This is a genomic window from Muricoccus roseus, assembly GCF_900141905.1.
Classification (GTDB): domain Bacteria; phylum Pseudomonadota; class Alphaproteobacteria; order Acetobacterales; family Acetobacteraceae; genus Roseomonas; species Roseomonas rosea.
Window position 1 is genome coordinate 12,803 of the sequence record NZ_FQZF01000022.1, and the last position, 26,234, is coordinate 39,036.

Annotated in this window: 24 protein-coding genes; 18 read left to right on the plus strand and 6 right to left on the minus strand. The window is 69.6% G+C overall.

Annotation, left to right across the window (positions count from 1 at the left end):
• Positions 1-15: 15 nt before the first annotated feature.
• The 6 genes from BUB97_RS17315 to BUB97_RS17340 all read left to right on the plus strand — a co-directional run bounded on the left by BUB97_RS17315 (position 16) and on the right by BUB97_RS17340 (position 5,495).
• On the plus strand, positions 16-909 hold the full coding sequence (locus BUB97_RS17315; protein ID WP_073137033.1) for a YicC/YloC family endoribonuclease: 894 nt from the start codon (positions 16-18) through the stop codon (positions 907-909).
• A complete protein-coding gene (gene gmk, locus BUB97_RS17320) occupies positions 906-1,541 on the plus strand; it encodes a guanylate kinase (RefSeq protein WP_073137035.1) in 636 nt (211 codons plus the stop codon). The genes BUB97_RS17315 and gmk overlap by 4 nt, the downstream gene beginning before the upstream one ends.
• A 4-nt stretch (positions 1,542-1,545) precedes the next feature.
• A complete protein-coding gene (locus BUB97_RS17325) occupies positions 1,546-2,475 on the plus strand; it encodes an AEC family transporter (RefSeq protein WP_073137038.1) in 930 nt (309 codons plus the stop codon).
• A 122-nt stretch (positions 2,476-2,597) separates the two neighbouring features.
• A complete protein-coding gene (locus BUB97_RS17330; RefSeq protein ID WP_073137040.1) occupies positions 2,598-4,079 on the plus strand; it encodes a DASS family sodium-coupled anion symporter in 1,482 nt (493 codons plus the stop codon).
• Positions 4,079-5,035 (plus strand): lactate/malate family dehydrogenase, encoded by a 957-nt coding sequence (locus tag BUB97_RS17335; protein ID WP_073137042.1) that lies wholly within the window; start codon positions 4,079-4,081, stop codon positions 5,033-5,035. The genes BUB97_RS17330 and BUB97_RS17335 overlap by 1 nt, the downstream gene beginning before the upstream one ends.
• 1 nt (position 5,036) lies before the next feature.
• Positions 5,037-5,495, plus strand: coding sequence for a hypothetical protein (locus BUB97_RS17340; RefSeq protein ID WP_073137044.1), 459 nt, complete (start codon positions 5,037-5,039; stop codon positions 5,493-5,495).
• 57 nt (positions 5,496-5,552) lie between these two features.
• On the opposite strand, the gene BUB97_RS17345 is transcribed toward BUB97_RS17340, so the two are convergent.
• Complete coding sequence (locus tag BUB97_RS17345) at positions 5,553-5,828, minus strand: Usg-like family protein (RefSeq protein WP_073137046.1); 276 nt, start codon at positions 5,826-5,828, stop codon at positions 5,553-5,555.
• 267 nt (positions 5,829-6,095) lie between these two features.
• Here BUB97_RS17345 and groES point away from each other — a divergent pair, with 267 nt between their 5' ends.
• From groES to BUB97_RS17360, 3 genes are all read left to right on the plus strand, one after another.
• Complete coding sequence (gene groES / locus BUB97_RS17350; protein WP_073137048.1) at positions 6,096-6,395, plus strand: co-chaperone GroES; 300 nt, start codon at positions 6,096-6,098, stop codon at positions 6,393-6,395.
• 51 nt (positions 6,396-6,446) lie between these two features.
• Positions 6,447-8,093, plus strand: coding sequence for a chaperonin GroEL (groL, locus tag BUB97_RS17355; RefSeq protein ID WP_073137050.1), 1,647 nt, complete (start codon positions 6,447-6,449; stop codon positions 8,091-8,093).
• Positions 8,094-8,214: 121 nt separating this feature from the next.
• Positions 8,215-8,424, plus strand: a complete 210-nt coding sequence (locus BUB97_RS17360; protein ID WP_073137052.1) for a cold-shock protein — start codon at positions 8,215-8,217, stop codon at positions 8,422-8,424.
• A gap of 66 nt (positions 8,425-8,490) precedes the next feature.
• Here BUB97_RS17360 and BUB97_RS17365 read toward each other — a convergent pair whose 3' ends face one another.
• Positions 8,491-8,988 carry a hypothetical protein gene (locus tag BUB97_RS17365; RefSeq protein ID WP_139281375.1) on the minus strand — a complete coding sequence of 166 codons (498 nt, stop codon included), beginning with the start codon at positions 8,986-8,988 and terminating at the stop codon, positions 8,491-8,493.
• 319 nt (positions 8,989-9,307) lie between these two features.
• Here BUB97_RS17365 and BUB97_RS17370 point away from each other — a divergent pair, with 319 nt between their 5' ends.
• Positions 9,308-10,435, plus strand: a complete 1,128-nt coding sequence (locus tag BUB97_RS17370) for an alpha/beta hydrolase family protein (RefSeq protein WP_217659700.1) — start codon at positions 9,308-9,310, stop codon at positions 10,433-10,435.
• 157 nt (positions 10,436-10,592) lie between these two features.
• Here the strand turns inward: BUB97_RS17370 and BUB97_RS17375 are convergent, their stop codons facing one another.
• Together BUB97_RS17375 and BUB97_RS17380 are read right to left on the minus strand one after the other, a co-directional pair.
• Positions 10,593-11,027: a tellurite resistance TerB family protein gene (locus BUB97_RS17375; RefSeq protein ID WP_073137163.1), complete on the minus strand. Its 435-nt coding sequence runs from the start codon at positions 11,025-11,027 to the stop codon at positions 10,593-10,595.
• Between the two features lie 51 nt (positions 11,028-11,078).
• A complete protein-coding gene (locus BUB97_RS17380; protein ID WP_073137058.1) occupies positions 11,079-13,916 on the minus strand; it encodes an ATP-dependent DNA helicase in 2,838 nt (945 codons plus the stop codon).
• 146 nt (positions 13,917-14,062) lie between these two features.
• Here BUB97_RS17380 and fbaA point away from each other — a divergent pair, with 146 nt between their 5' ends.
• A complete protein-coding gene (fbaA, locus tag BUB97_RS17385) occupies positions 14,063-15,160 on the plus strand; it encodes a class II fructose-bisphosphate aldolase (RefSeq protein WP_073137060.1) in 1,098 nt (365 codons plus the stop codon).
• Between the two features lie 171 nt (positions 15,161-15,331).
• A complete protein-coding gene (locus BUB97_RS17390; protein WP_073137062.1) occupies positions 15,332-16,831 on the plus strand; it encodes a catalase in 1,500 nt (499 codons plus the stop codon).
• Positions 16,832-16,912: 81 nt separating this feature from the next.
• Here BUB97_RS17390 and BUB97_RS17395 read toward each other — a convergent pair whose 3' ends face one another.
• Positions 16,913-17,920 carry an aspartate-semialdehyde dehydrogenase gene (locus BUB97_RS17395; RefSeq protein WP_073137064.1) on the minus strand — a complete coding sequence of 336 codons (1,008 nt, stop codon included), beginning with the start codon at positions 17,918-17,920 and terminating at the stop codon, positions 16,913-16,915.
• 221 nt (positions 17,921-18,141) lie between these two features.
• Between BUB97_RS17395 and BUB97_RS17400 the strand changes: the two genes are divergently transcribed.
• Positions 18,142-19,773: a lysine--tRNA ligase gene (locus BUB97_RS17400; RefSeq protein WP_073137066.1), complete on the plus strand. Its 1,632-nt coding sequence runs from the start codon at positions 18,142-18,144 to the stop codon at positions 19,771-19,773.
• A complete protein-coding gene (locus BUB97_RS17405; RefSeq protein ID WP_073137068.1) occupies positions 19,770-21,701 on the plus strand; it encodes a phosphatidylglycerol lysyltransferase domain-containing protein in 1,932 nt (643 codons plus the stop codon). Before BUB97_RS17400 ends, BUB97_RS17405 begins: the two co-directional genes overlap by 4 nt.
• Positions 21,702-21,705: 4 nt before the next feature.
• On the opposite strand, the gene BUB97_RS17410 is transcribed toward BUB97_RS17405, so the two are convergent.
• A complete protein-coding gene (locus tag BUB97_RS17410) occupies positions 21,706-22,341 on the minus strand; it encodes a S24 family peptidase (RefSeq protein ID WP_073137070.1) in 636 nt (211 codons plus the stop codon).
• Positions 22,342-22,466: 125 nt separating this feature from the next.
• On the opposite strand from BUB97_RS17410, the gene BUB97_RS17415 reads away from it, so the two are divergent.
• From BUB97_RS17415 to BUB97_RS17430, 4 genes are all read left to right on the plus strand, one after another.
• Positions 22,467-22,910 (plus strand): hypothetical protein, encoded by a 444-nt coding sequence (locus BUB97_RS17415; RefSeq protein ID WP_073137072.1) that lies wholly within the window; start codon positions 22,467-22,469, stop codon positions 22,908-22,910.
• 173 nt (positions 22,911-23,083) lie between these two features.
• The gene (locus BUB97_RS17420) at positions 23,084-23,443 is read left to right on the plus strand and encodes a hypothetical protein (RefSeq protein WP_175562669.1); all 360 of its coding nucleotides are present in this window, start codon (positions 23,084-23,086) and stop codon (positions 23,441-23,443) included.
• Positions 23,444-23,633: 190 nt separating this feature from the next.
• Positions 23,634-25,046, plus strand: coding sequence for a portal protein (locus BUB97_RS17425; RefSeq protein ID WP_073137074.1), 1,413 nt, complete (start codon positions 23,634-23,636; stop codon positions 25,044-25,046).
• Positions 25,043-25,801, plus strand: coding sequence for a capsid assembly protein (locus tag BUB97_RS17430; protein ID WP_073137076.1), 759 nt, complete (start codon positions 25,043-25,045; stop codon positions 25,799-25,801). The genes BUB97_RS17425 and BUB97_RS17430 overlap by 4 nt, the downstream gene beginning before the upstream one ends.
• The last annotated feature ends 433 nt before the right edge of the window (positions 25,802-26,234 follow it).

The window sequence follows — 26,234 nt, forward strand, 5'->3', positions numbered from 1 at the left end:
CGCAGAAGGCCGCGCATGGCCATCCGATCCATGACCGGCTTCGCGCGCACCACCGGCACCTTGCCGGATGGTACCCCCTTCACCTGGGAGCTCCGCAGCGTCAACGGGCGCGGGCTGGACATCCGCTTGCGCCTGCCGCCGGGGCTGGATGCGTTGGAGGGGCCGCTGAAAGAGGCGGCCGGCGGGCGCTTCGCGCGGGGGAACGTGACCGCCAATCTCACGCTGAAGCGGGAGGACCGGGCACCCCGGCTGATGCTGGACCAGGCGGCGCTGGAGCGCGCCATGGCCCTGGTGGCCGAGCTGGCGGCGCGGATGCCAGGGGCTGCGGCGCCCCGGCCGGAGGCCGTGCTGGCCCTGCCGGGCGTGCTGCGGACCGAGGTGGAGGTGCCGGACGAGACCTCCGAGGCGGCGCGCCGGGCAGCGGTGACGGAGGGGTTCGGGCAGGCCATGGCCGAGCTGTTCGCGGCCCGCGCGGCGGAGGGGGCGCGGCTGGGTGTGATCCTGGCGACGCTGCTGGACGAGATTGAGGCCCTGCGGGCGCAGGCGGCGCGGGAAGCCGCACGGCAGCCGGAGGCGCATCGCGCCCGGCTTTCCGCCGTGCTGGCGGAGCTGCTGGAGGGCGAGCGCCGCGTGCCGGAGGACCGGCTGGCGGCCGAGGTGGCGCTGCTGGCCGCACGCTCCGACGTGCGGGAGGAGCTGGACCGGCTGGGTGCCCATGTGGAGGCGGCCCGCGCCTTGCTGGGGGAGAAGGCGCCGATCGGGCGGAAGCTGGAATTCCTGACGCAGGAATTCGGGCGGGAGGCCAATACGCTCGGCGCGAAATCCGGCAGCCTGGGGCTGACCCGGCTTTCCCTGGAACTGAAAGCCGCCATCGAGCGGCTGCGCGAGCAGGCGGCGAATGTGGAATGAGCGAGATCGAGCGGCCCATGAACCGGAGGGGCCTCTGCCTGGTTCTGGTGGCGCCTTCCGGCGCGGGCAAGACGAGCGTTTCGCGCGCGCTGCTGGCGCGGGAGGGGGAGCTGTCCCTCTCCATCTCCGCCACCACCCGCGCCGCCCGGCCGGGCGAGGTGCACGGCGTTCACTACTTCTTCCACACGCCCGGGGAGTTCGAGGCGATGGAGGCTGAGGGGCACTTCATCGAGAGCGCGCATGTCTATGGCCGGCGCTACGGGACGCCGCGCGCGCCGGTGAAGGCTGCCCTGGCCGCGGGGCGCGACGTGCTCTTCGACGTGGACTGGCAGGGGCATCTGCTTCTGCAGCAGGCCATGCCGGGGGATGTGGTGGGAGTGTTCCTGATGCCGCCCTCCATCGAGGAGCTCGAGCGGCGGCTGCGGACGCGCGGGACGGACAGCGAGGAGGAGATCCTCCGCCGCATGGGCAAGGCGCGGGAGGATGCCTCGCATTGGGAGGAGTTCGACCACGTCCTCATCAACACCGACTTCGCGCAGACGGTGGACACGGTTTCCGCCATTCTGCGGGCGGCGCGCACGGCGCGGGCGCGGAATCTCTGGCTGAAGGACTTCGTGGCGGGGCTGGGCTAGGGAGGTGGTCGGCGTTCTCGGCCTCGTCGCGCCGGTCTTCCTGCTGATCGGGCTCGGCTATGTGGCCGGGGTGCGGCGGATGCTCTCGGACGAGGCGCTGCGGGGCATCAACGACTTCGCCTTCTGGCTCTGCGCGCCGGCGCTGCTCTTTGTCTCGGCGGCCTCCGGTGGCGGTGCGGCGCATGGTGGGCGGCTGGAGGTCATCTTCTTCGGCAGCGTGCTGCTGGTCTATGCGGCGGCGCTGCTGCTCTGCCGCTTCGTCGCGCGGCGGGGGCTCGCGGAATCGGGATTGTTCGCGCTGAACTGCAGCTTCGGCAACACGCTGATGATGGGCGTTCCGGTGACGCTGGCGACCTTCGGCACGGCGGGCATCGCGCCGGCCACGGCGATCGTGGGTCTCTATTCGCTTGTCATGCTGCCGCTGACGACGGTGGTCGCCGAGTTGGGCATGAGCGCGGGGGCCTCGCCGCTTCGCGTGCTGGCGGCCACGCTGCGCTCGGTGGTGCGGAACCCGATCGTGCTCGCGGTGCTGCTGGGCAATCTCTGGGCGGTGTTCCTGCCGGCGCCGCCGGACTTCATGCGGCGCTTCCTGGAGATCCTGGGCGGTGGGACGAGCCCGATGCTGCTGTTCTGCCTCGGTGCGTCGCTGCGCGACTTCCACATCCGGCGGGACTGGCTGGATGCGGTGGTGATCAACGTCCTGAAGCTGGCGGTGCTGCCGCTGGTGGTCTGGGGGTTCGGGCGGCTTGCGGGACTGGGGCCGCTGGAGCTTGCGGTGGCGGTGACCATGGCGGCCATGCCGACCGGCGCGAATGCCTTCATGATGTCACGCCGCTACGCCACGGGCATGGAGCGCGCCGGGGCGGCGGTGCTGCTGGGCACCATGCTGTCTGTCGTCTCCCTGACGCTCGTTCTTGGTTTATTTGCACGCTGAGGGCGTGCCATGATCCGGATCAACGCCTTGTTCACGCGCCCGTGGTTTTGAGGGGGGCGCTTCCGTGTAGGGGCGCCAGGAGTCTGGCCTGACGACCAGATCATCACCTCTTGGAGGCCGGGATGATCCTGATGTCTCCGGGCGAGCCCACCTCGAACCGCAAGCTCGCCTGGTTCCTCATTGCGCTTCTTGTCTATGGGGCGGTGCTGCTGCTGCCGACGCCGGCGGGGCTGACGGCCTCCGGGCAGGTGGCGCTGGGGCTGCTGGCCCTGGTGATCATCCTCTGGATCAGCGAATGCGTTTCCCCGGCCGCGAGCGCCATCGTGCTGACAGGGGCCGCGGTGCTGGGCCTCATGGGCAAGTCGCTGACCGCGGGCGCGAAGCCGATGACGTCCACCGATGCGCTGACGGTGATGCTCAACGGCTTCTCCTCCTCCGCCGTGCTGCTGGTCGCGGGGGCGCTCTTCCTGGCGGTGGCGCTGAAGCTCACCGGGCTGGACCGGCGCGTGGCGCTGATGGTGATGAGCCGGGTCGGCATTTCGCCCGCGCGGCTGACGATCGGGGCCATGATCGTCGGCTTCGTGCTGGCGCTGTTCATCCCCTCCGCGACCGCGCGGGTGGGTGCGGTGATTCCGATCATGGTGGGCGTGGTGACCGCGCTGGGCCTGCCGGTGACGAGCAGCCTGGGCGCCACGCTGATGATCGTGACGGCGCAGGTCTGCTCGATCTTCAACATGGCGATCAAGACCGCCGCGGCGCAGAACCTGATCAGCCTGAACTTCATGCAGGCGAGCTTCGGCCGCACCCTGACCTGGGGCGAGTGGTTCATCACCGCGCTGCCCTTCACGCTTTCCATGTGCGTCGTGCTCTTCGTCGTCTCGCTCGTTCTGCTGCGGCCGCATGTGCCGCCGGTGGAGGAGGCGAAGCGGCGGCTGGCGGAGGAGGTGGCGAATCTCGGCCCGGTGACGCCCGCCGAGTGGCGGCTGATGCTGGTGGCCTTGCTGCTGCTGGTGATGTGGTCCACCGAGGGCTGGCTGCATCCGCTGGACACCACGACGACGACCCAGCTGGGCATCGCCCTGCTGCTGATGCCGCGGATCGGGGTGATGACCTGGGCGCAGGCGGAGAAGCAGGTTCCCTGGGGCACGGTGGTGCTGTTCGCCGCGGGCATCTCTCTCGGCGTGCTGCTCTCCCGCACCGGTGCGGCGGGCTGGCTGGCGAGCGTGACGCTGGGGCAGCTGGGGCTGGGGGCGACGCCCGTGTTCCTGGTGGTGGGCGCGCTGTCGCTGTTCAGCATCGTGCTGCATCTCGGCTTCGCCTCGGCCACGGGGCTGGCGAGCACGCTGATCCCCATCATGATCGCCTTCGCCGAGACGCTGCCCTATGGGCGTGAGACCGCCTTCGGGATCGTGATGATCCAGAGCATGGTGGTTTCCTTCGGCTTCATCCTGCCGACCAACGCGCCGCAGAACATGCTCTGCTACGCGACCGGTGCCTTCTCCACGATGCAGTTCGCGAAGGTCGGCATCGTGCTGACCCTGGCCGGGCTGGGGCTGCTGGTGCTGTTCTCCGCCACCATCTGGCCGATGATGGGAGTGCTGTGATGGGCGGCAAGGTCGGGATTATCGGCGCCGGGCAGGTCGGCGCGGCGGCTGGGTTCCTGCTGGCCAATGTGCCGGGGATCAGCGAGGTGGTGCTGGTCGACATGGATGCCGCTCGGGCACGGTCGGAGGCGGCGGACATCGCCCATGCGGCGGCCTTCGGCAGCCCCGCCCTGGTGCGGGCGGGGGATTACGCCGAACTGGCCGGAGCCGGGGTGGTGGTGGTGACGGCCGGCACCAGCCTGAAGCCCGGCCAGACGCGGCTGGACCTGTTGGCGGCGAATGTCGGCGTGGTGTCGGCGGTGCTGGAGCGGGTCCTGGCCGTGGCGCCGGAGGCGGTTCTGCTCTTCGCCTCCAACCCGGTGGACGTGATGCCGGCGGTGGCTGTCCGGCATTTCGGCGTGCCACGCGGCCGGGCCATCGGGACGGGATGCGCGCTGGACTCCGCCCGCTTCCGAGACCGTCTGGCGCGGCATCTCGGCCTTTCGCCCGGTTCGGTCCATGCGAATGTGCTGGGCGAGCATGGCGATTCGGAGGTGCTGCACTGGAGCGGCGCCCAGGTGGCGGGCATGCCGCTGGCCGACTTCGCGGCGGGAATGGGCGTGCCGCTGACCTCGGAGGCGCGGGAGTCGATTACCCAGGAGGTGCGGACCTCCGCCTACCGGATCAAGGAGGGCAAGGGCGTCTCCAACTTCGGGATCGGAGGCTGCATCGCGCGGCTGACCCGGGCCATCGTGAATGATGAGCATGTGGTGTTCAGCACCTCCACCTTCATGGAGGAACTGCTGGGGGTGGGTGAGACCTGCGTCTCGCTTCCCCATGTGCTCTCGGCGCAGGGTGCCTCGGCACCCTTCCTGCCGCCGCTAGACGCGGCGGAGGAGACGGCGCTGCGCCACAGTGCCGAGGTGTTGCGGCAGGCGATCCGGGTGGGGTTGGACTCGGTGAAACGGGAGAGCTGACGTGGCGGAGGCCAAGCCGAGCCTGAAGCTGGACGCACTGTTCAATGAGCTGGAGGCGGAGGAGCGGCGGGAGCGGGATGCGGCCCGGCGCGCCGCTCTCAAGGCGGCGGCGGGGCAGGAGGCCGAGCGGCGCCATTTCGAGGAGCGGCCGCTGACGGAGGCGGACCGCGCCTTGTTCCTCCATCGGATCCGCGCTGCCTTCGTTGATCATGAGCGCGAGGTGATGCTGGTGTCCTTCCCCAGCGCCTTCTGCCGGGACGACGGCCGCCGCATCAACCACCAGCTTCAGGGCTGGGAGGAGCAGCTGCCGGGCTATGCCCGGCGGATCTACGAGTTCTGGCGGGATGACCTGCGCCTGGGGGGCTTCGGCCTGCAGGCGCGAATCATCAGCTTCGAGAACGGCATGCCGGGCGATGTCGGGCTGTTCGTCACCTGGCCCGAGCTGCGGCCGGAAGGCTGAACCGGCAAGCTGGACCTGAAAGCGCGGCCGGGGGAGGGGCCCCCGGCTGTGCCCGCATCAATGCAGGCGGAGGACGCCCTCGGCATAGGTGAACTCGGCCGGGCGCCAGAGGGCGGCCGATGCGACGCGAACCGAATGAAGCTGGCCTTCGATCCCCCGGCGCCAGAATTCGAGGAAACCGTGCAGCTCCGGAAAGGTCGGGGCGCGGTCCACCTTCTGCCAGATGAAGGACTGGAGCACGGCCGGATGGTCCGGCATCCGGTAGAGAATCTCGGCGGTGGTCAGGTGCCATTCGGGGATGCGGACGACGTGCTCGATACCCTGCAGATGCATGCCCTTTCCTCCTCAGCGGGGCGGCAAAGGGCCCGCCCGGGGCGAATGGTGCCACGCGATTCGGAGCGCTGAATACAATAAATGTTTCATATCAATGCTTTGGCACTCTATGTGTGGGAGTGCTGCCGGGCTTGACGGCCTGGGGGGCGATCCCCTAGATCGTTGGCACTCACCGGGGGCAAGTGCTAACGACGGCCCAGAAGGGCCGCCGGGGCGCGGGGCAACCGGCCGGGTTCATCCCATGACAAAGGCTCAGGAGAGGACCGTATGACGAAGTTCCGTCCCCTGCACGACCGCGTTCTCGTCCGTCGCGTGACGGCCGAGGAGAAGAGCGCTGGCGGCATCATCATTCCCGACACCGCCAAGGAGAAGCCCCAGGAGGGCGAGGTCGTATCCGTTGGTGCCGGCGCGCGCAACGAGCAGGGCCAGATCGTCGCGCTCGACGTGAAGGCCGGCGACCGCATCCTGTTCGGCAAGTGGTCAGGCACCGAGGTGAAGCTCGACGGTGAGGAGCTCCTGATCATGAAGGAGTCCGACATCATGGGCATCGTGGAGAAGGCCGCCTGATCTCCCGCTAGGGACTGATCGGCGCTCTCCAACACAAGAAAGGACATTCAGATGGCTGCGAAGGACGTCAAGTTCGGCGCCAATGCCCGCGAGCGCATGCTGCGCGGCGTGGACATCCTGGCCGATGCCGTGAAGGTGACGTTGGGCCCGAAGGGCCGCAACGTCGTGCTCGACAAGAGCTTCGGCGCGCCGCGGATCACCAAGGACGGCGTGACCGTCGCCAAGGAGATCGAGCTGGCCGACAAGTTCGAGAACATGGGCGCGCAGATGGTGCGCGAAGTGGCCTCGAAGCAGAACGACCTGGCCGGTGACGGCACCACCACCGCGACCGTGCTGGCCCAGGCCATCATCCGCGAGGGTGCGAAGGCCGTGGCCGCCGGGCTCAACCCGATGGACCTCAAGCGCGGCGTCGACAAGGCCGTGGCCGTGATCGTGGCTGACCTGCAGGCGAAGACCCGCAAGATCACCACCTCCGCCGAGGTTGCCCAGGTCGGTTCGCTCTCCGCCAACGGCGAGACCGAGATCGGCGAGATGATCGCGCAGGCGATGGAGAAGGTCGGCAACGAGGGTGTCATCACCGTCGAGGAAGCCAAGTCCATCCAGACCGAGCTCGACGTCGTCGAGGGCATGCAGTTCGACCGCGGCTACGTTTCCCCGTACTTCATCACGAATGCGGAGAAGATGATTGCCGAGCTCGAGAACCCGTACATCCTGATCCACGAGAAGAAGCTCTCCCAGCTGCAGCCGATGCTGCCGCTGCTGGAAGCCGTCGTGCAGTCCGGGCGTCCGCTGGTGATCGTGGCCGAGGACATCGAGGGCGAGGCGCTTGCCACGCTCGTCGTGAACAAGCTGCGTGGTGGCCTGAAGATCGCGGCCGTGAAGGCCCCGGGCTTCGGCGACCGTCGCAAGGCGATGCTCGAGGACATTGCCATCCTGACGGGTGGTGAGGTGATCTCCGAGGACCTCGGCATCAAGCTCGAGACCGTGACGCTCAACCAGCTCGGCCGTGCGAAGAACATTCGCATCGAGAAGGAGAACACCACGATCATCGACGGCGCCGGCGAGAAGGAGGCCATCCAGGGCCGCGTCGAGCAGATCAAGGCGCAGATCGAGGAGACCACCTCGGACTACGACCGCGAGAAGCTGCAGGAGCGCCTGGCGAAGCTGGCTGGCGGCGTGGCCGTCATCCGCGTCGGCGGTTCGTCCGAGGTCGAGGTGAAGGAGCGCAAGGATCGCGTCGACGACGCGCTGCACGCGACCCGCGCCGCGGTCGAGGAGGGCATCGTTCCCGGTGGTGGCGTGGCTCTGCTGCGCGCCAGCCTGAAGCTGTCCGAGCTCAAGGGCCTGAACAACGACGAGCAGGTCGGGATCGAGATCGTTCGGCGCGCCATCGCGGTGCCGCTGAAGCAGATCGCCGAGAACGCGGGCAAGGACGGCGCGGTCATCGCCGGCGAGGTGCTCCGTTCGGACGCCTACGAGTACGGCTATGACGCCCAGACCGACGAGTACAAGAACCTCGTCGAGGCCGGCATCATCGACCCGACCAAGGTCGTGCGTACCGCCCTGCAGGACGCCGCTTCCGTGGCTTCCCTGCTGATCACCACCGAGGCGATGGTCGCCGAGCGTCCGGCCAAGGCCTCCGCTCCGGCCGGCGGCCCCGGCGGCGGCATGGGCGGCATGGGCGACATGGACTTCTGATCTCTTGGGGATCGGCGACGATCCCCATCAGAAGTTCGGTCTTCGTGACGAAGAGGGGCGGCCCGGCAACGGGCCGCCCTTTTCCGTTATAGGATGGGTTGTTCAGCGCGGAGGTGGCGCGATGCCGACGGGAACCGTGGTCTGGTACCAGGCCCATAAGGGCTATGGCTTCATCCGGCCCGATGATGGCGGGCCGGATGTGATGGTGCATGCCAGCGTGGTGGAGGCGGCCGGGCGGCGCGAGCTGAAGAAGGGTGAGGAGATCACCTATGAGGCGACGCAGCTGCCGAAGAAGCCGGCGCCGATCGTGACGCGGATCGCGCCGGGGTAGCGGCACGCGGCGGATCCGGGCGGCGAAAGGGGATCGTCTTTCCCCGCCGCCACCCGGTGGATACGGCTACTCCTCCCAGACGCGGAGCGCGGAGGTGTTGCGGAGCACGCCCTTGGCGCGTTCGGCCTGATCGACATTGGCGGCGGCCACGACCAGCACAGCGACGGCCTTCTCCTCGTCCGGCACGACATCCGGGCTCGCGGCGGCCGCGACACCTTCGCTCGCGGCGCCGGCGCCGAGGCCGGCCAGTGCGGCGGCGGCGATGGCCGGGAGGGCCGCGCCGCCGGTCGCGATGACCGCGCCCGCGGCTGCCATGCCCGCGCCCGAGGCGGCGAGGCCTGTGCCCATGGTGCGGAGGTTGCGGTGCTCGTCCTCCTGCAGCTTGCCGTCGGTCTCATGCGGCGCCTGCGGCGGCTGCTGCGACACCTCGGCGGTGCGGATCGTGATCCGGTCGCGCGGGATCGCGTCGGCGTTCAGGTATTGCAGGGCGGAATCTGCGGCCTCATGCGTCGCGAAGGTCGCCACGACATGGGTGTGAACGTTCTGGTTCTGCGTCTCGGGCATGTTCATGCTCCCTCCGGATGTCATGCCCTGCAACGCGGCTGGAACGGGGATGTTGCCGCGCGGCATGGCCGGACGCCGGCCAGGGATGGTGGCAGGCGGCCGGGAGGCGGTCGATTGTTCCGACAACGGAGCTGAAACGGTACTTCGGGATGGTGCGCGCCGGCCGCGCCCGTAAACTCCGTGGGAGGATCGGGCGACTCCATTCGCCATCCGGGAGAAACCGATGCTTTCCTCTTTCCGACCTCTGCTGGCCGTCCTGTGTCTCATGGGCTTCACGCTGGCCCCGGCCGCGGGCCGTGCCCAGGATGGTCCTGTCCAGGTGAGCTCCGGCCTTCAGTATGAGCTATTGCAGCGCTGGGATGTGGACAAGCTGAACCACATTCTCCAGGTGGACACCCCGGCCTTCGCGGGCATTCCGGTCACCTATACGGCCGCCCGTTCGGCGGTGAAGCTCTACCGGGTCACCTATTCCTCGGTGATTCCGGAGCAGAACAACCGGCCGATCGTCGCGACCGGGCTCGTCGCCGTGCCGGAGACGCAGGGGACCGCCTTTCCGGTCGTCTCCTACCAGCATGGCACGGTCTATGGCCGCCAGGAGGTTCCGTCCTTCCCGGACCAGTCGCCCGAGACCGCGCTGATGATCGCGCAGTTCGCGGGCCAGGGTTACGTGGTGATCGGGGCCGACTACTTCGGGATGGGCACCTCGCAGGAGCCCGAGGGCTACATGGTCAAGGGCAGCCACCAGCAGGCGACCGCTGACATGATCGCGGCCAGCCGGGCGGTCCTCGCGCATCTCGGGCTGAATGGCACGAAGCTGTTCCTGGCCGGCTGGTCGCAGGGCGGCTTCGTGACCATGGCCCTGTTGGAGAGGCTGGAGGGTGCCGGGGTTCCTGTCGCGGCTGCCGCGACGGCGAGCGCGCCGCTTGACGTCTTCGCCACGCTCAACGGCTTCCTGAGCTTCCCGCGGCCGAACGATGCGTCCTGGGTCTCGACGCTGTTCATCCTCTCGTCCTTCTCCTTCGAGAACTACTACCAGGTGCCCGGCCTCGCCCGGTCGCTCCTTAGTGACGAGTATTATGATCTGGCCCGCCGGGCCTATGAGCGGCAGCCCATCAACCCGCAGGATGTCCCGACCGACCTGCGCAAGCTGATCCGCGCGCCCTATTTCGATGCGCAGTTCTTCGCGGCCTCGGCCTATGGCCGGCTGGTCGCGTCCGCCCAGGCCTATCGCTGGATCATCCGCAGCCCCGTCCGCAACTATTATGGCGAGAGCGACGAGGCGATCACTGCGGGCATCGGCCGGTTGGCGATGACCTATCAGCAGGCGATCGGGAGCGGGAACACGGCTGTGCAGGCGGTTTCGACGGGCCCGACCAGTCATCGCGGCACCTTCGCCCAGGCCGTACCCTCGTGGAAGGAATGGTTCGACGGGCTTTCCCGCCCCTGAGGGTGGTTGCCCCGCCGGGGCGGTCACCCTCCATCCCGGGGTGGCCGGGCCCACGCGATCCCCGCGGGCCGGTGCCGTTCCGAGGGCCTGGGATTTCGGGGCCGCCGCGCGTTCCAACGGCCGGGGATGCTTCCCTCCCCCGGCCGGAGGAATCCGATCAGATGATCTGGAAGCGCGCCTTGGCCGCACGCTCGATCGCGCCCGCGATCAGACGGTCGATGTCGAGGGTGATGCGGAAATCCTGGAGGAAGCGGAGTTCCTCCTGGGTCGCGTCACCGTCGGCGGCGGCGATTTCGCAGGCCAGGAGATAGGCGGTCTCGCGCAGGCGGGGCGGCAGGGCGTCGCGGATCATCTCGGCGGCGCGGTCCAGCCCGTCGGCCTGGTCGAGCAGGGTGAGGACGATCTCGGTGACGGTGTCGATCTCGCTGGCGTGAAAATCGCCGAAGACCGGGAGTTCCCGGACGAGGCGGGACATGGCGGCCAGTTCGGCGTCGGTCATGCCGCGGTCGCTCACCCCCATCAGCACCATGGCGCAAACCAGGGCTTCCTGCGCGGTGAAGCGCGTGGGGAGGGGGGTGGGGGCGGCGTCCATGATGTTCGTGTCCATCTTGGGGTGAAGGGTTCGCGCGGAGAGGGCCGCGCGTCAATCGGTGAGACGATCACCATTCAGGAACTGCTCCCCCAGGAAGGTCCGGGTGGCCCGGACCGCCTCCGCCAAGCCCATGCGGTGGGGGATGACTCCCTCTGGCAAGCCGGCGAGGAGACGGGTGGGGGCGCGGGCATCCAGCAGGACGAAGACGCCGCGGTCATCGGCGCGGCGGATCAGGCGGCCGAAGGCCTGGCGAAGCCGGTGGCGGGCGATGGCGTCGTCATAGGCCTTGGGGCGGGCGCCGGAGAGATGGGTGCGGCGCTCCCGGTGCAGGATGGTGGGGCGGGGCCAGGGGATCCGGTCGAAGACGAGGAGGCGGAGGGAGCGGCCTGGCACGTCCACCCCGTCCCGCAGGGCATCGGTGCCGAGAAGGCAGGAATCCTCCTCGGCCCGGAAGACGTCCACCAGGGTGGCGTTGTCCATCGCGTCCACATGCTGCGCGTAGAGGGGGAGGCCGGCGGCCTCCAGCCCAGGGGCCATGCGGGCATGCGCATCTCGCAAGCGGCGGATGGCGGTGAAGAGGCCGAGGGCGCCGCCGCCGGAGGCGCGGAAGAGCTGCTCCATGGCCATGGCGGCCTGCGGACCTTCGCGCGACACATCCGTCACCACGATGGCGAGGGTCTGGTCGGGGTAGTTGAAGGGGGAGGGGACCGCGGCCCGGATGGCGGGGGTGGGAAGGTGGATGGCGCCGGTGCGGGACTCGGCTTCCTCCCAAGCGTGCTCGGCATCCTCCTCGCCGCTGTCGCGGAGGGTGGCGGAGGTAATGAGCAATCCATGGGCGGGGGCGGCGACGGCGGCCGCGAAGGGTTCGGTAGGGTCGAGGAAGTGGCGGTGCAGGGCCGCGTCGATCACCCGGCCCTCGCGGCGGGTGATGGCGAGCCAGTCCACATGGGCGGGGCGGGTGCCGGGTTCGGGCGGGCGGTCGGCCAGGGCCTTGAGCATGGCGCGCCAGGCGCCGAGCGGGCGCAGGCCGCGGCGGTCCACGGTGCGGCGGGCGGTGTCCAGGCGGATGCGGTCGCCGGTCTCCAACTCGGCGTCAGGGTCCTCCAGCAGGCCGGAGATGCGGGCGTGGAGGGCGCGGAGCGGAGTTTCGATGAGGGCGAGGGCTTCTTCCAGTGCCGCTCCGGCCTCGGCCACGCCGGGTTTGAGGGGGTGGAGGTCGCATTCCGCGTCGTAGCCGGTGTCGGCCTCGGGCGAGCGGGCGAAGACCTGGAGGATCACCGTGCGGAGAAAGGCTTCGCCCGGATTCGTATGGGCCGGGTGGCCGGGCAGGCCGTCCTCGCCCTCATAGCTTTCGCGATCGTCGGATTCGCCGAGGCGGGAGGACCAGCCGGGGCCCGGCAGGCTGCCGGCGTGACGCAGGGCCTCCTCGACCAGGGGGAGGAGGGCGGGATGGTCGGTGGTGATCTCCTCCAGCCGGCGGCGCAGGCCGCGGGCGCGGCCGCGCGCGCCCTCGGCCCCCAGGAGCCAGCGGCGGAGCTCGGCCATCTCGCCGCCGCTGATCTCGGCGGAGAAGGCGCTGTCGGCCGCGTCGAAGAGGTGGTGGCCCTCGTCGAAGACGTAGCGGACGGGGGGACGGTCCTCGCCGCCGCCCAGCGCCGCCTGGATCATCACCAGGGCGTGGTTGGCGATGACGAGGCGGGCGGTGCGGGCGCGGCGGATGGAGTGTTCCACGAAGCAGCGGCGCCAATGCGGACAGGCGGAGTGGATGCACTCGCCGCGGCGGTCCGTGAGGCCGGCGACATGGCCCCAGGGGAAGAGCTCCGCGATCCAGCCGGGGAAGTCGCCGCCTTGCATGTCGCCGTCCCGCGTCGCGGCGGCCCAGCGGGAGACGAGGGAGAGGGCGAGGAGGCGGGAGGGCATGGCGCCGTTCACCGCTTCCTCGTGGTTCAGGAGGCAGAGGTAGTTCTCGCGGCCTTTGCGGATGACGACGTGGCGCCGCCGCTCCTCCGGGTCGGGGTAGAGGCGGAAGAGCTCCTGGTCGATCTGGCGCTGGAGGTTGCGGGTGTAGGTGCTGATCCAGACGGGGGCGCCGTTGCGCTCGGCCCAGAGCGAGGCGGGGGCGATGTAGCCGAGGGTCTTTCCCGTGCCCGTGCCGGCTTCCGCGAGGACGAGTTGGGGCTGGCCTTCGGCCTCCCGCGGGGCGAAGGCGAGGCTGGCGGCGGAGGCGTAGTCGGCCTGGGCGGGGCGGGTTTCGGAATCCGCGCCCAGGATGTCGGCCAGGCGCTTGCGGGCTTCCAGCGGCGCGACGGGGATGGATGCGGGCGGGGTGGGAGGGGCGGTTTCCTCCCATTCGGGGAGGCGGCGCCAGACCTTCAGCCCATCGGTGGCGGCGCGGACCTCCGGCTGGCCGAGGGCCGCGAGGATGCTGGGAGCCCAGACCCAGTCGGAGGCGTCGCGCAGGCGGGCGGCGAGCGGGGCGGCGTCGCGGTTCAGGAGGTGGTGGCGGTTGGTGGCGAGGTGGCGGAGGAGGGTTGTCGCGATCTCGGGCAGGAGGATGGCGGCGGCCTCGTCGTCCTTCGGCGGCTCCAATTCCAGCGCCAGGGCGAGGCCGCGCGGCGTGGGGGCGGCGAGCTGGGCCGGGAGGATGAAGGCGAAGAGTTCCAGCAGGTCATAGGCGACCGGGAAGGGGGCGAGGTTCAGCCGGCGGGCGGTGGCGGGGGCATGGACCAGCAGGGGGGGCGGGAGGTCGGTGAGGCGGCGGGCCAGCGCGCCCGCGGCCAGGGTCTCGATCTCGCCATCCGGGCTGAGGAGGGTGGCGCGGCCGATCCCGGCGACGAGGGCGGGCGCTTCGGGCAGCAGCAGGCGGGGTGTGGCCGAAGCGGAGGGCATTGGCGGCTCTATACCCGCTTTGTTCGCGGGGGGGAGTCCGGAGCCTTATTTCCATTATATTTCGGTGCAAGGCTTCGGCAGACGGGAGGGCCCGTCTATGTAAGGGGCCATCTCCCTTCCGGGCCAACCAGAACAGGAAGCCAAGAGTGAACCATATCTCGCCGGCGGGTGCCGCCACGAAGCTGAAGCCGGGCGTCGTCACCGGCGCCGACTACCTGACGCTGCTGGAGGCCTGCCGCGAGGGCGGCTACGCCCTGCCGGCGGTGAACGTGGTGGGCACGAACAGCATCAACGCGGTGCTGGAGGCGGCGGCGAAGAACAAGTCCGACGTGATCATCCAGCTCTCCAATGGCGGCGCGCGCTTCTTCGGCGGCGAGGGCTGCCCGGATGCCAATGCCGCCCGGGTGCTGGGCGCGGTTTCGGCTGCGCAGCATGTGCACACGCTGGCCAAGGCCTACGGCGTCTGCGTCGTGCTCCACACCGACCATGCCGACCGTTCGCTGCTGCCCTGGATCGATGCGCTGATCGACCATGGCGAGGAGCACATGAAGCGGACCGGCCAGCCGCTCTTCTCCTCTCACATGATCGATCTTTCGGCTGAGCCGCTGGACGTCAACATCGAGGAATGCGCCCGCTTCCTGCGCCGCATGGCCCCGCTGGGCATGAGCCTCGAGATCGAGCTGGGCGTGACGGGCGGCGAGGAGGATGGCGTGGGCCATGACCTCGAGGAGAGCGCCGACAACGCGCACCTCTACACCCAGCCCGAGGACGTGCTGAAGGCCTGGGAGGTGCTCTCCCCCATCGGCCATGTCACCATGGCGGCCTCCTTCGGCAACGTGCATGGCGTCTATGCCCCGGGCAATGTGAAGCTGCGCCCGGAGATCCTGAAGGCTTCGCAGGAAGCCGTGTCGGCCAAGTTCGGCGGCGGCGAGAAGCCGATGAGCCTGGTGTTCCATGGCGGATCGGGTTCGGAGAAGGATAAGATCACCGAAGCCGTGTCCTATGGCGTGTTCAAGATGAACATCGACACGGACACGCAGTTCGCCTTCTCGGAGCCGGTAGGCGCCTATGTCGAGGCGAATCCGGTGGCCTTCAAGCACCAGATCGACCCAGCCACGGGCAAGCCGCAGAAGAAGTTCTACGACCCGCGCAAGTGGCTCCGGGCCGGCGAGAAGGGCGTGGTGAAGCGGCTGGACGAGGCCTTCGCCGATCTGGGTTCCGCCGGGCGCAGCCTGGCCGGCTGAGGACGGGGCGGGCGGGGTCGTTCCCCGCCCGGCTCTCCGGGGTAGGGAAGCCTGTCGCCTTGCCGGCGATAGGCTTTTCTTATGGGCCGCAGAGGCCCTTTGTATTTCACCGCGCCGAACCGCCTCCCTTAGCCTTGCCTTTCAAGAGACTTGGCAGGGAGCGGAAACGACATGGCCGATCAAGGACGCGGTCCCGGGCTCACCACGCGCCAGGGGCACCCAGTCTACGATAACCAGAACACGCGCAGCGTGGGGCCGCGTGGCCCGCTGGTGCTCGAAGACTACCATTACCTCGAAAAGATCACCCATTTTGACCGCGAGCGCATTCCCGAGCGGGTGGTGCATGCGCGTGGTGCGGCCGCGCATGGCATCTTCGTGCCGACGGGGATGGCGGGGGACGACCCCGTGACGAAGTACACGCGGGCCAAGGTGTTCCGGAAGGGCACGGAGACGCCGATCTTCCTGCGCTTCTCCACCGTGATTCATGGCGGGCACAGCCCGGAGACGCTGCGCGACCCGCGCGGCTTCGCCATCAAGTTCTACACCGAGGACGGCAACTGGGACCTGGTGGGGAACAATCTGAAGGTGTTCTTCATCCGCGATCCGCTGAAGTTCCCGGACATGGTCCATGCCTTCAAGCCGGACCCCATCCACAACCGGCAGATGATGGGCCGCTTCTTCGACTTCGTGAGCATGTCGCCCGAGGCGACGCATATGATCACCTGGCTGTTCTCCCCCTGGGGGATCCCGGCGGATTACCGGCACATGCAGGGTTCCGGCGTGAACACCTACAAGCTGGTGGACGACGAGGGGCAGACCGTCCTGTGCAAGTTCCACTTCCAGCCACGGCAGGGGATCCGGAACCTCACCTCCGAGGAGGCCTCGGCGATCCAGGCCAGGGACTTCAACCACGCGACCGGAGACCTGTATGACTCGATCGAGCGCGGCGAGTTCCCGGAATGGGATATGTTCATCCAGGTGATGAGTGACGACGAGCATCCGGAGCTGGACTGGGATCCGCTGGATGTCACGAAGCTCTGGCCCGAGGACCAGTTCCCGATGCTGCATGTCGGGCACATCCAGCTGAACCGGAACCCTGCAGACTTCCACAACGAGGTGGAGCAGGTGGCTTTCGGCACCGGCGTGCTGGTGGACGGGATCGACTTCTCCGAGGACAAGCTGCTGCAGGGGCGCACCTTCGCCTATTCGGACACGCAGCGTTACCGCGTGGGGCCGAACTACCTGCAGCTGCCGATCAACGCGCCCAAATGCCCCTTCGCGACGAACCAGCGCGGCGGGCAGATGAGCTACCATGTGGATGGGGCCGGGCAGGGCGCCAACCCGCATGTGAATTACGAGCCCTCCAGCCTGAATGGGCTGCGCGAGCAGGAGCGCGCCGGTCCGCCGCCGCGTCCCTTTGTGCAGGGGCATATCGGGCGGCAGAAGATCGAGCGCACGAACGACTTCAAGCAGGCGGGCGAGCGCTGGAGGAGCTTCAGCGATGCGGAGCGGGACGAGCTGGTGACGAACCTGGTCGGCGCCCTCTCCCAGTGCGAGCGGGTGATCCAGGAGAAGATGGTCTGCCACTTCATGCAGGCGGACCGGGAGTATGGCGGCCGGGTGGCGGCTGGGCTGGGCGTTGCCATGCCGCAGCGCGAGGCGGCGGAGTAGGCCTGCTGCGCTGACGGATGGGCATGAAGAAGGGGGAGGGCCGGTGGCTCTCCCCCTTTTCGTTCCGGCCGGGCCGGAGGCTCAGGCCGCGAGCTTGACCGGCAGGGCCTCGGCGATCTGCACCGCGTTCAGCGCGGCGCCCTTCAGCAGCTGGTCGCCGCAGACGAAGAAGTCGAGGCCACGATCGCCGAAGACGGGGTTGGACCGGATGCGGCCGGCCTCCACGTCGTAGCGGCCGCTGGCGGTCAGCGGCATGGGGTAGATGGCGTTCTCGACATCGTCGGTCAGCTTCACGCCCGGGGCGGTGGAGAGGACGCGGCGCGCGGCTTCCGGGGTGACGGGGCGCTCGGTCTCGATCGTCACGGCCTCGGCATGGGCGCGGAGCGTGGGCACGCGGACGGCGGTGCAGGAGATCAGGAGATCGGGCAGGCCCATGATCTTCCGGGTCTCCCAGGTCACCTTCATCTCCTCCCGCGTGTAGCCGTTGGGCTGGAAGCTATCGATGTGCGGGATGAGATTCATGGGAAGGGGGTGGCGGAAGACCGAGTTCCTCGGCTGGCCGCCATTCACCAGCATCTCGCGCAGCCCGTCCTCCAGCTCCTGCATGCCCTCGGCGCCGGCGCCGGAGGAGGCCTGGTAGGTGGAGACGATCACGCGGCGCAGCCCGAACTCGGCATGGAGCGGGGCGAGGGCCACGGCGAGGATGGCGGTGGTGCAGTTCGGGTTGGCGATCAGGCGCGCACCCTCGGCGGCCGCGGCGTTCACCTCGGGGACGACCAGCGGGACGTCCTTCTCCAGCCGGAAGGCGGAGGAGTTGTCCACCACCACGGCACCGGCCGCGACCAGCTCCCTCGCATGGGCCTTGGACCAGTCGCCGGAGACGGCGAGCAGGGCCAGGTCCAGCTTCGGCGGGCTGGCGGGGTCGTAGACCTCGATGGTTTTCTCCCCGAAGGGAGTGGGAATTCGGGTGCCGGCGCTGCGGTTCGAGGCGAAGAGGCGCAGCTCGGTCACCGGGTAGCCGCGGTCCCCGAGGACCTGCACCAGTTCCTTGCCGACCGCGCCCGTCGCACCGAAAACCCCAACGCGCATGACCTGCCATCCTCTCGAGGCGTTGTTGGGGGATGGGGCCGCCCTGAAGCCAGGACGAAGGCCCACCCCTGCCAGTGTGGCATCGGGGCTTATACAGGGGGTGGGGACAGATGCGAGGCGCGCGTTTCGGGGGGCAGGAATGCCCGGCGGTCGAGCGCGCGAGCAGGTTTGACGCGGCGCGCGTTGACCCGGCGGGGGCGCGGGGGCATGTGGGCCCGGCCATGGAACGTCTCCCCGCCGATCCCTCCCTGCGTGACATCCGCGCCTGGCCCTTTGAGGAGGCCGCGAAGGTGGCCGACCGCGCCTCGGTGAAAGCCAAGGGCACGGCGCTGTTCGAGACGGGGTACGGACCTTCGGGCCTGCCGCATATCGGGACTTTCGGTGAGGTGGCGCGGACCACCTGGGTGCGCAGGGCCTTCGAGCGGCTGACGGGGATGCCCTCGCGGCTGCTCGCCTTCTCGGATGACATGGACGCGCTTCGGAAGGTGCCGGACAACGTGCCGAACCCGGAGCTGCTGCGGGCTCATCTGGGCCGGCCCGTCTCGCGGATCCCGGATCCTTTCGGGACGCATGAGAGCTACGGCGCGCACAACAATGCGCGCCTCAGGGCCTTTCTGGAGGCCTTCGGCTTTGAGTTCGAGTTTGCCTCCTCCACCGACTATTATTCCTCCGGGCGGTTCGACCAGGCGCTGCTGCGGATGCTGGCGGTGCATGAGGAGGTGCGGCAGGTGATCCTGCCGACGCTGGGGCCTGACCGGCGGGCGACCTATTCGCCTTTCCTGCCCATCCATCCGAAGACCGGCATCGTCATGCAGGTGCCGATGGAGGAGGTGCGGCCGGAGGCGGGGACGGTGGTCTGGCGGGACCCGGAGACGGGGGAGCGCTTCGAGACCCCGGTGACGGGCGGCCATGTGAAGGCGCAGTGGAAGGCCGACTGGGCGCTGCGCTGGTATGCGCTGGGCGTGGATTACGAGATGTCCGGCAAGGACCTGATCGACAGCGTGAAGCTGTCCTCGGCCATTTGCCGGGTGCTGGGCGGGGAGCCGCCGGTGGGCTTCACCTATGAGCTGTTCCTCGATGCCCAGGGGCAGAAGATCAGCAAGAGCAAGGGCAACGGGCTGACCATCGAAGAGTGGCTGCGCTATGCGCCGCCCGAGAGCCTCTCCCTCTTCATGTATCAGCAGCCCGGGCGGGCGAAGCGGCTGCATTTCGATGTCATTCCCCGGGCCACGGACGAGTACCTGGCGAATGTGGAGAAGCTGCGCACGGGGAATGACCCGGCGAATCCGGCCTGGCACATCCATGACGGGGCGCTGCCGAACGGCGCGGGCAGCCCGATCACCTTCACCCTGCTGCTGAACCTGGCTGTGGCGGCGAATGCCGAGACGCCGGAGATGCTGTGGGGGTATCTGCGGCGGCACGCGCCGGAGGCGACGCCGGAGGCCTCTCCGATGCTGGCGGTGCTGGTCGAGCGGGCCTCGGCCTATTACCGGGACATGGTGAAGCCGACGAAGCGCTTCCGGCCGGCAAGCGAGCCGGAGCGGGAGGCGCTGCTGCACCTGGCCGAGCTGCTGCGGGAGAACCAGCCGCGGATCGAGGCCCTGCCCGCGGCGGAGCGGCCGGCGGCGATTCAGGACCTCGTCTATGACGCGGGGCGGCGGGAGCCCTTCCTGCAGCCGGGCAAGGATCCGTCCCGCCCCGGCGTGTCGCGGGCCTGGTTCGCGGCCATCTACCAGGTGCTGCTGGGGCAGGAGGAGGGGCCGCGCTTCGGCGGCTTCGTCGCGCTCTATGGCATTCCGGAAACCATCGCCCTGATCGAGGGCACGCTGAATCGGAGCGCGGACGCCGCATGAACTGGGCGCTGATCCGCAAGCACGGACCGACCGTCTTCGGGCTGATCCTGCTGGTGGGCGCGCTCTATGTCGTGCAGCGGGAGTTCCGCAACCTGTCCGTGGCCGAGGTGGGCGTGGCCCTGGAGGCGACTCCGGTGCGGCAGCTCTGGATCGCGGGGGGGTGGACGCTCATCGCCTATGCGGTGCTGACCATCTACGACCGCTTGGGCTCGGTCTATGCGGGCAAGCCGATTTCCTATCTGCGGACTTCGCTGGCTTCCTTCTGCGCCTATACGCTGGCGCATAACCTCGGCTTCGCGGCCGTTTCCGGCGCGGCGGTCCGCTACCGGTTCTATGCGGCCTGGGGGCTGACGCCGGTCGAGATCGCGAAGGTCATCGCCTTCACCTCCCTGACCTTCGGGCTGGGGGGATTCGCGCTCGGCGGGCTCGTGCTGTTCCTGGAGCCTTCGGTCCTGCCCTGGGTGGGGGAGGGGGAGGCCATTCCCGCCTGGGCGGCGCAGGCCGTCGGCGTGGCCATGTGGGTGATCGTGGCGGCCTATGTGGTGCTGTCGCGCGTGCTGCCGCATTTCAAGGTGTTCGGGCACCAGATCGACCTGCCCGGCTTCCGCATGGCCCTGGCCCAGGTTGCCCTGGCGAGCGTGGATGTCGCGGTGACGGCGGCGATCTTCTACTGCCTGCTGCCCGAGGCGCCGGGGCTGACCTTCTGGAAGTTCCTCGGGATCTACATCGCGGCCTATACGGCCGGGCTCGCGGCCAGCGTGCCGGGCGGGCTGGGCGTGTTCGATGGCTTCATCCTGCTGAGCCTGGAGCCCTATCTGCCCTCCGCCCAGGTGATTGGGGCGGTGCTGCTCTTCCGGCTGTTCTACTACATCGTGCCGCTCTTCTTGGCGGGTGGGCTCTTCGCGGCCTTCGAACTGGGGCAGCGGCGGTCCTCCCTGGGGCGGCTTCAGGCCGAGACCCGGGTGACGGGGGCGCTGGAGGTGCCGGTTCTGTCCGGCCTCGCGGGGCTGGGCGGGGTCGTGCTGCTTTTCGTGGGCGCGCTGCCGGCGCGGGCGACGGGGATCGCGCAATGGGGCGGTGAATGGGCGGCGCTGGCGAGCCAGTTCGCGGCCTCCATCGTCGGCTCGCTGCTGCTGGTCGTCTCCTATGGGATGTTGCGCCGGCTGCGGATCGCCTGGTGGGCCGGATTGTTCCTGCTGGGCAATGGCGTGGCCATCCTCGCGGTGCGGGGCGATCCTTGGTGGGTGGCCGCCGCCTATCTCGGGACCGGGTTGTTCCTGGCTGCCATGCGGCACGCCTTCTACCGGGATGCGCGGCTGACCGGGGAGCCGCTGACGGGCGCGCGGGTCTTCTCCCTGGCCGCCGGGGTGATCTGTGGGCTGACCCTGGCGACGGTGGCCTATCATGGCCGCTTCTCGACCGCTGCCTGGTGGGAGGTGGTGCTCGAGTCGGGGGCGCCGGAGCCGTTGCGCTTCGCCGTGGGCGCGGCCGTGGCCCTGCTGCTCTTCGCAGCCTTTCGCCTGCTACGGCCGGCGCGGATCCGGGCGGAGGATTATGACGAATCGGCCCAGGCCCGGTTGATGGCGCTCGGCGCCCGCGTGCCGGGCCATGCGGATGGCGTGGTCTTCGCCGATGGCGGCAAGGCGGGCTTTGCCTTCCGGCAGCTGGAGGGCGTCTGGGTGGCCGATGGCGACCCGGCCGGAACCCCGGAGGCGCGGATCAACGCGATCTGGCGATTCCGTGACCTGTGCGATGCCGCGGGCGTGGCGCCCGCCTTCGCCGGCGTGGGGCGCCACATGCTGCGCGCCTACGAGCAGGCGGGGATGGCCACCGTGACCATGCCGAACGGCATGGTCATGGCCCTCGCCGGAGACCAGGACCCCAAGGCGGTGCTGCGTCTGCTCGCGACGGGGGCGGCCGGGGACTGAACGGCTACTGGCTGGCCCAGACGATGCGGTGCATCCAGGTCAGCTCTTCCAGCTCGAAGCTGTAGTTGGGATGGGCGGGGTTGAGGCTGGCCAGCTCCACGCGCTTGGCGGATTGGCGCAGCAGCTCCTTCGCCATCACCTCGCCACCCCGGGTACGGACCACCACCCGGTCCCCACGACGCACCGGCGCGCTGGGGGAGACGATGATGACGTCGCCGTCCCTGAACACGGGTTCCATCGAGTCGCCGCTGATTTCCAGCGCATAGGCGTTCGGGTCGCCGACCTCGGGCAGGCTGATCTCGTCCCAGCCGCCGCCGACGGGGTAGCCGCCATCGTCGAAGTAGCCGCTGCTTCCGGCCTGGGCGAGGCCGATCAGGGGGATGCGCCGGCTGGGGCGGGAGGCGGCGCGCATGTTGCCGGTGACGAGGCTGGCGAATTCGTCCATCCCCGCCCCGGTGGCGGCCAGGACCTTCGCCACGCTTTCGGTGGAAGGCCAGCGCGCCCGGCCATCCGGGCCGATTCGCTTCGACGGGTTGAAGGCGGTCGGATCCAGTCCTGCCTTGCGGGCGAGACCGGAGGCAGAGAGGCCGTTCTCCGCCGCCAGCGCGTCGAGCGCGCGCCAGATGTCGCTGTGTTGCATGCGTCTCATAATATAGGCGAGAAATCTGTGGGCAACAGGAATTAGGTCTCAGAATCGCCTTGACGTTCACAAGCTCGTGGGTGGATGTTCATGCTGTGTTCACAACCGGCGAGGATCAGCCCCCGATGACCCGTCCCGCTTCCGGTGCTCTTCGCACCACAGCGCCGACTCTCTCCAGCCTGGACAAGGTCCAGCCCTTCCTGAATGCGGAGGAGGCCTGGTTCTGGACCATGGCCGCCCTCATCGCACGGCGCGACGGCGCGCGAATCGTCTCCGGCCGCGGCCTGGTGGCGCGGCCCTGCGAGCCGGATGACGTGGTGAAGGCCCTCGACCGGCTCTATCGCCACCGCCGGATCGACCTGGCGCATGCGCGCATCATGCGGATCTGGGGCGAGCGCGGCACGGCGCCGGACCCGACCGCCCCGCGGGAGCGCGGCGATTACCGGCTGTGGCGCGAAGCCATGGACCGGCTCGACTGGCCGCTGCGGATGAAGGGTATCGTGGCCGGGCCCGAGCCGCGGGAGGCGGAGGCCGATGTGGTCGCTTTCCACCCCGTTCGGCCGGTCTGACGAGGCTTTTCATGATCTCGGCACCTCTCGTGCCGGCCCCTGACCTGCTCGCCGCCGCCCCGGGATACCGGGGCGGCGGTGTTGCGTTTGGCGGGGCGGCGCACAGGCGGGCCGCGGAGGCGAGGCCTCAGCGGCTCTGGATCGCTTTCGGCGGCGGCGCGGATCAGGGTTGGATGCGGCTGCTGCGGCCCGGCTTCCGGCATTGTTTCGCGGCCCTGCGCGACGAGGGGGGCTGGACGGTGCTCGACCCGCTCTCCGGACGGCTGCTGGTCACGCGGCTGCCGGTGGAGCCCGGATTCGATCTGCCCGGCTTCTGGGGCCGTGCGGGGTGCCGGGTTCTCGGGCCCTTCGTGCCCGCGGCGCCCGCGCAGGCCTGGCCGGCCGTGATCCCCTTTTCCTGCGTTGCCCTGTGCCGGGCCTTACTCGGCCCCGGCGCACCTTTCGCGGTGACGCCTTACGGCTTGTACCGGCGACTAGAGAAAAATTCCTCTCATGAGGAAAATGTTCTTGATGAATCCGGATCTGGCGGCTAGAACCCCTCTCGTCAACGGGCGAATTGCGCCCGGTGGCTTCCTCCCCGACCCCTGAACTTCAGGCCCGGCCCGGATCACTCCGGTGCCGGGCCTTTTCTGTTCGGGGGCGGGGCTATCCGCAGACAGGAGCGAGCCGGCGCATGGGCGATTGCACCACTTCCCCGCCGCACCCCGATGGAGGGGCCCAGGCATGACGCCGGACGAGATCATCGCCCGCGCGGAGCGTGCGTTGGAGCGACGCCGCCCCTGGGAGGGCGTGTGGCGCGATTGCTACGACCATGTGCTGGCCTCCACGCCCGGCGCGGGCGGCCCCTCGCTGCATGACGGGACGGCGGCGGATGCGGCGGAGAACCTGGCGGCCTCCCTTCTCGCGGAGCTGACGCCGCCCTGGTCGCGATGGTTCGGGCTGGCGCCGGTGGACGAGGCGGCGGACCCGGAGCTGGCCGGGGTGCTGGAGCGGGCGGCGGAGACGCTGCAGGGGCACCTGGACCGCTCCAACTTCGCGCTTGAGATGCACCAGGCGTTTCTGGACCTGGTGGTGGCGGGCACGGGCGTGGTGCTGGTGGAGGAGGCGCCGCCCGGCGAGGCCTCCGCGCTGCGCTTCACCGCCGTGCCGCTGCGCGAGGCGGTGCTGGAGGAGGGCGCCTCGGGCCGGCTGGACACGGTGTTCCGGCTGGTGCGGATGAATGCCGGGACAATCGCGGCCCGGTATCCCGGCGCGGCGCTGCCGGCCGACCTGTTCCGGGCCGATGAGCCGGAGGCGACGCATAAGGTGATCGAGGCGGTGTGGCCGGGCTTCGGCGGGCCGCGCTTCGCCGCGGTGCTGGAGCGGGATGGCCGCGCCCTGCCGCTCGCCGATGGACGCTTCGAGGAATGCCCCTTCCTCGCCTTCCGCTGGATGAAGGCGCCGGGCGAGACCTATGGCCGCGGCCCCGTGATGAAGGCGCTGCCGGACATCCGCACCGCGAACAAGGTGGTGGAGCTGGTGCTGAAGAACGCCTCCATCGCGGCGACGGGGATCTGGCAGGCCGATGACGACGGCGTGCTGAACCCGGCGACGGTGCGGCTGGAGCCGGGCGCGATCATCCCGAAGGCCGTGGGGTCTTCAGGGCTGACGCCGCTGGCGGCGCCGGGTTCCTTCGACGTGTCGCAGCTCGTGCTCTCGGACATGCGGGCGCGGATCCGTTCGGCGCTGCTGGCGGACCGGCTTTCGTCGCCGCACCGCCCGAACATGACCGCGACGGAGGTGCTGGAGCGCAGCGCGGAGACGGCGCGGCTGCTCGGCGCCACCTATGGGCGGCTGCAGGCGGAACTGCTGACGCCTCTGGTGGCGCGGTGCCTTTCGATCCTGCGGCGGCGGGGCGAGGTGCCGCCGATCCTGCTCGATGGGCAGGAGGCGCGAATCGCCTACCAGTCCCCGCTGGCCCGCGTGCAGGGGAGGGCGGATGCGGCGAACACGCTGCTCTTCCTGCAAGCCGTTTCGGCGCTCGGGCCTTCGGCCGCGGGCGTCGTCGATCTTCCCGCGGCGGCGCGGCATCTCGCCCGCACGCTGTCCGCGCCAAGCGCCATTCTGGCGCCTATTCAGGAGCAACCCAGCGCATGAGTGAGAATCTGCTGGAGATCGAGCCGAAGGGGAGCGAACCCCCCGCCGAGGCTGTGGAGCTGCCCGCGAAGGCGGAGCGGCCGGAGGAGGTGCCGGAGAAGTTCTGGGATGCCGAGCGCGGCGCGCTCCGCGTCGATGCGCTGCTGAAGTCCTATCGCGAGTTGGAGCGGAAGCTCTCCGCCCGCTTCGCTCCGCCGGCGGATGATGCGCCGGAGGAGGAGCGGCTGCGCTTTCGCCGGGCCATCGGCGTGCCGGAAACGGCCGAGGAATACGCGATCGAGCCCCGGCATGAGCTCATCGGTCCCGACCTGGAGGTGAATGCTGCGCTGCACAAGGCGGGCTTCACGCCGGCCCAGGTGCAGCTCGTCTATGATCTCGCGGCCGAGCGCCTGCTGCCGATTGTGGCGGAGGCGGCCTCGCAGTTCGAGGCGGAGCGGCAGCGGGACCGGCTGCGCAGCGAGTTCGGCGGCGAGGAGCGGTTCCGCCGCACCGCGAAGCAGATCGCGTCCTGGGGCAAGGCGAATCTGCCGGAAGAGGTGGTCGCCGCGCTTTCCACCACCGCCGATGGGGTGATCGCGCTGCACCGCATGATGGAGAAGGGCGAGCCTGCCCTGGCCCGCCAGGCGGAAGCGCCCGAGGGCATGGACGAGGCGGCGCTGCGCCGGATGATGCGCGACCCGCGCTACTGGCGTTCCCGCGAGCCGGATTTCGTGAAGCGGGTGACGGAGGGCTTCCGCCGCCTCACGGGAGGGTGATGCTGCAGCCTAAACTTTGGCTTCAGGAATTAGCGCTAAGGTCCTGAAACCCGAGTCGGGGCATTGCGTTTTCCCGATGCGTCTCTGCGACGGGTGGTCACTGACTGCATCCCCCCAAAGGGTGACCCCCGTACGCCGCCGGTTCCGCATCCCCCCTCGTGCGGACCGGCTACGGGGGCGGGTGGCACCCTACTTCCCCCTGGTGCCGCCCGCCCCCGTCTCTTTTCCAAAAGGCCCCTCCGCACCGCGGACGGGGCCTTTTCCTGTTTCCACCCTTTCCGGCGCGACCAACCCGCCCCGGGCCTGATGGCGCAGCCATGGGCCCTGGGCGGGCGCGTGCCGTTCCGCGCGCCGCCTGGCCCCGGAGCCGTCCCCTCACGGGACGGCGCCGTGCCAACCGGGTGGCCGCATCTCCGCGCCGCAACCCATCATA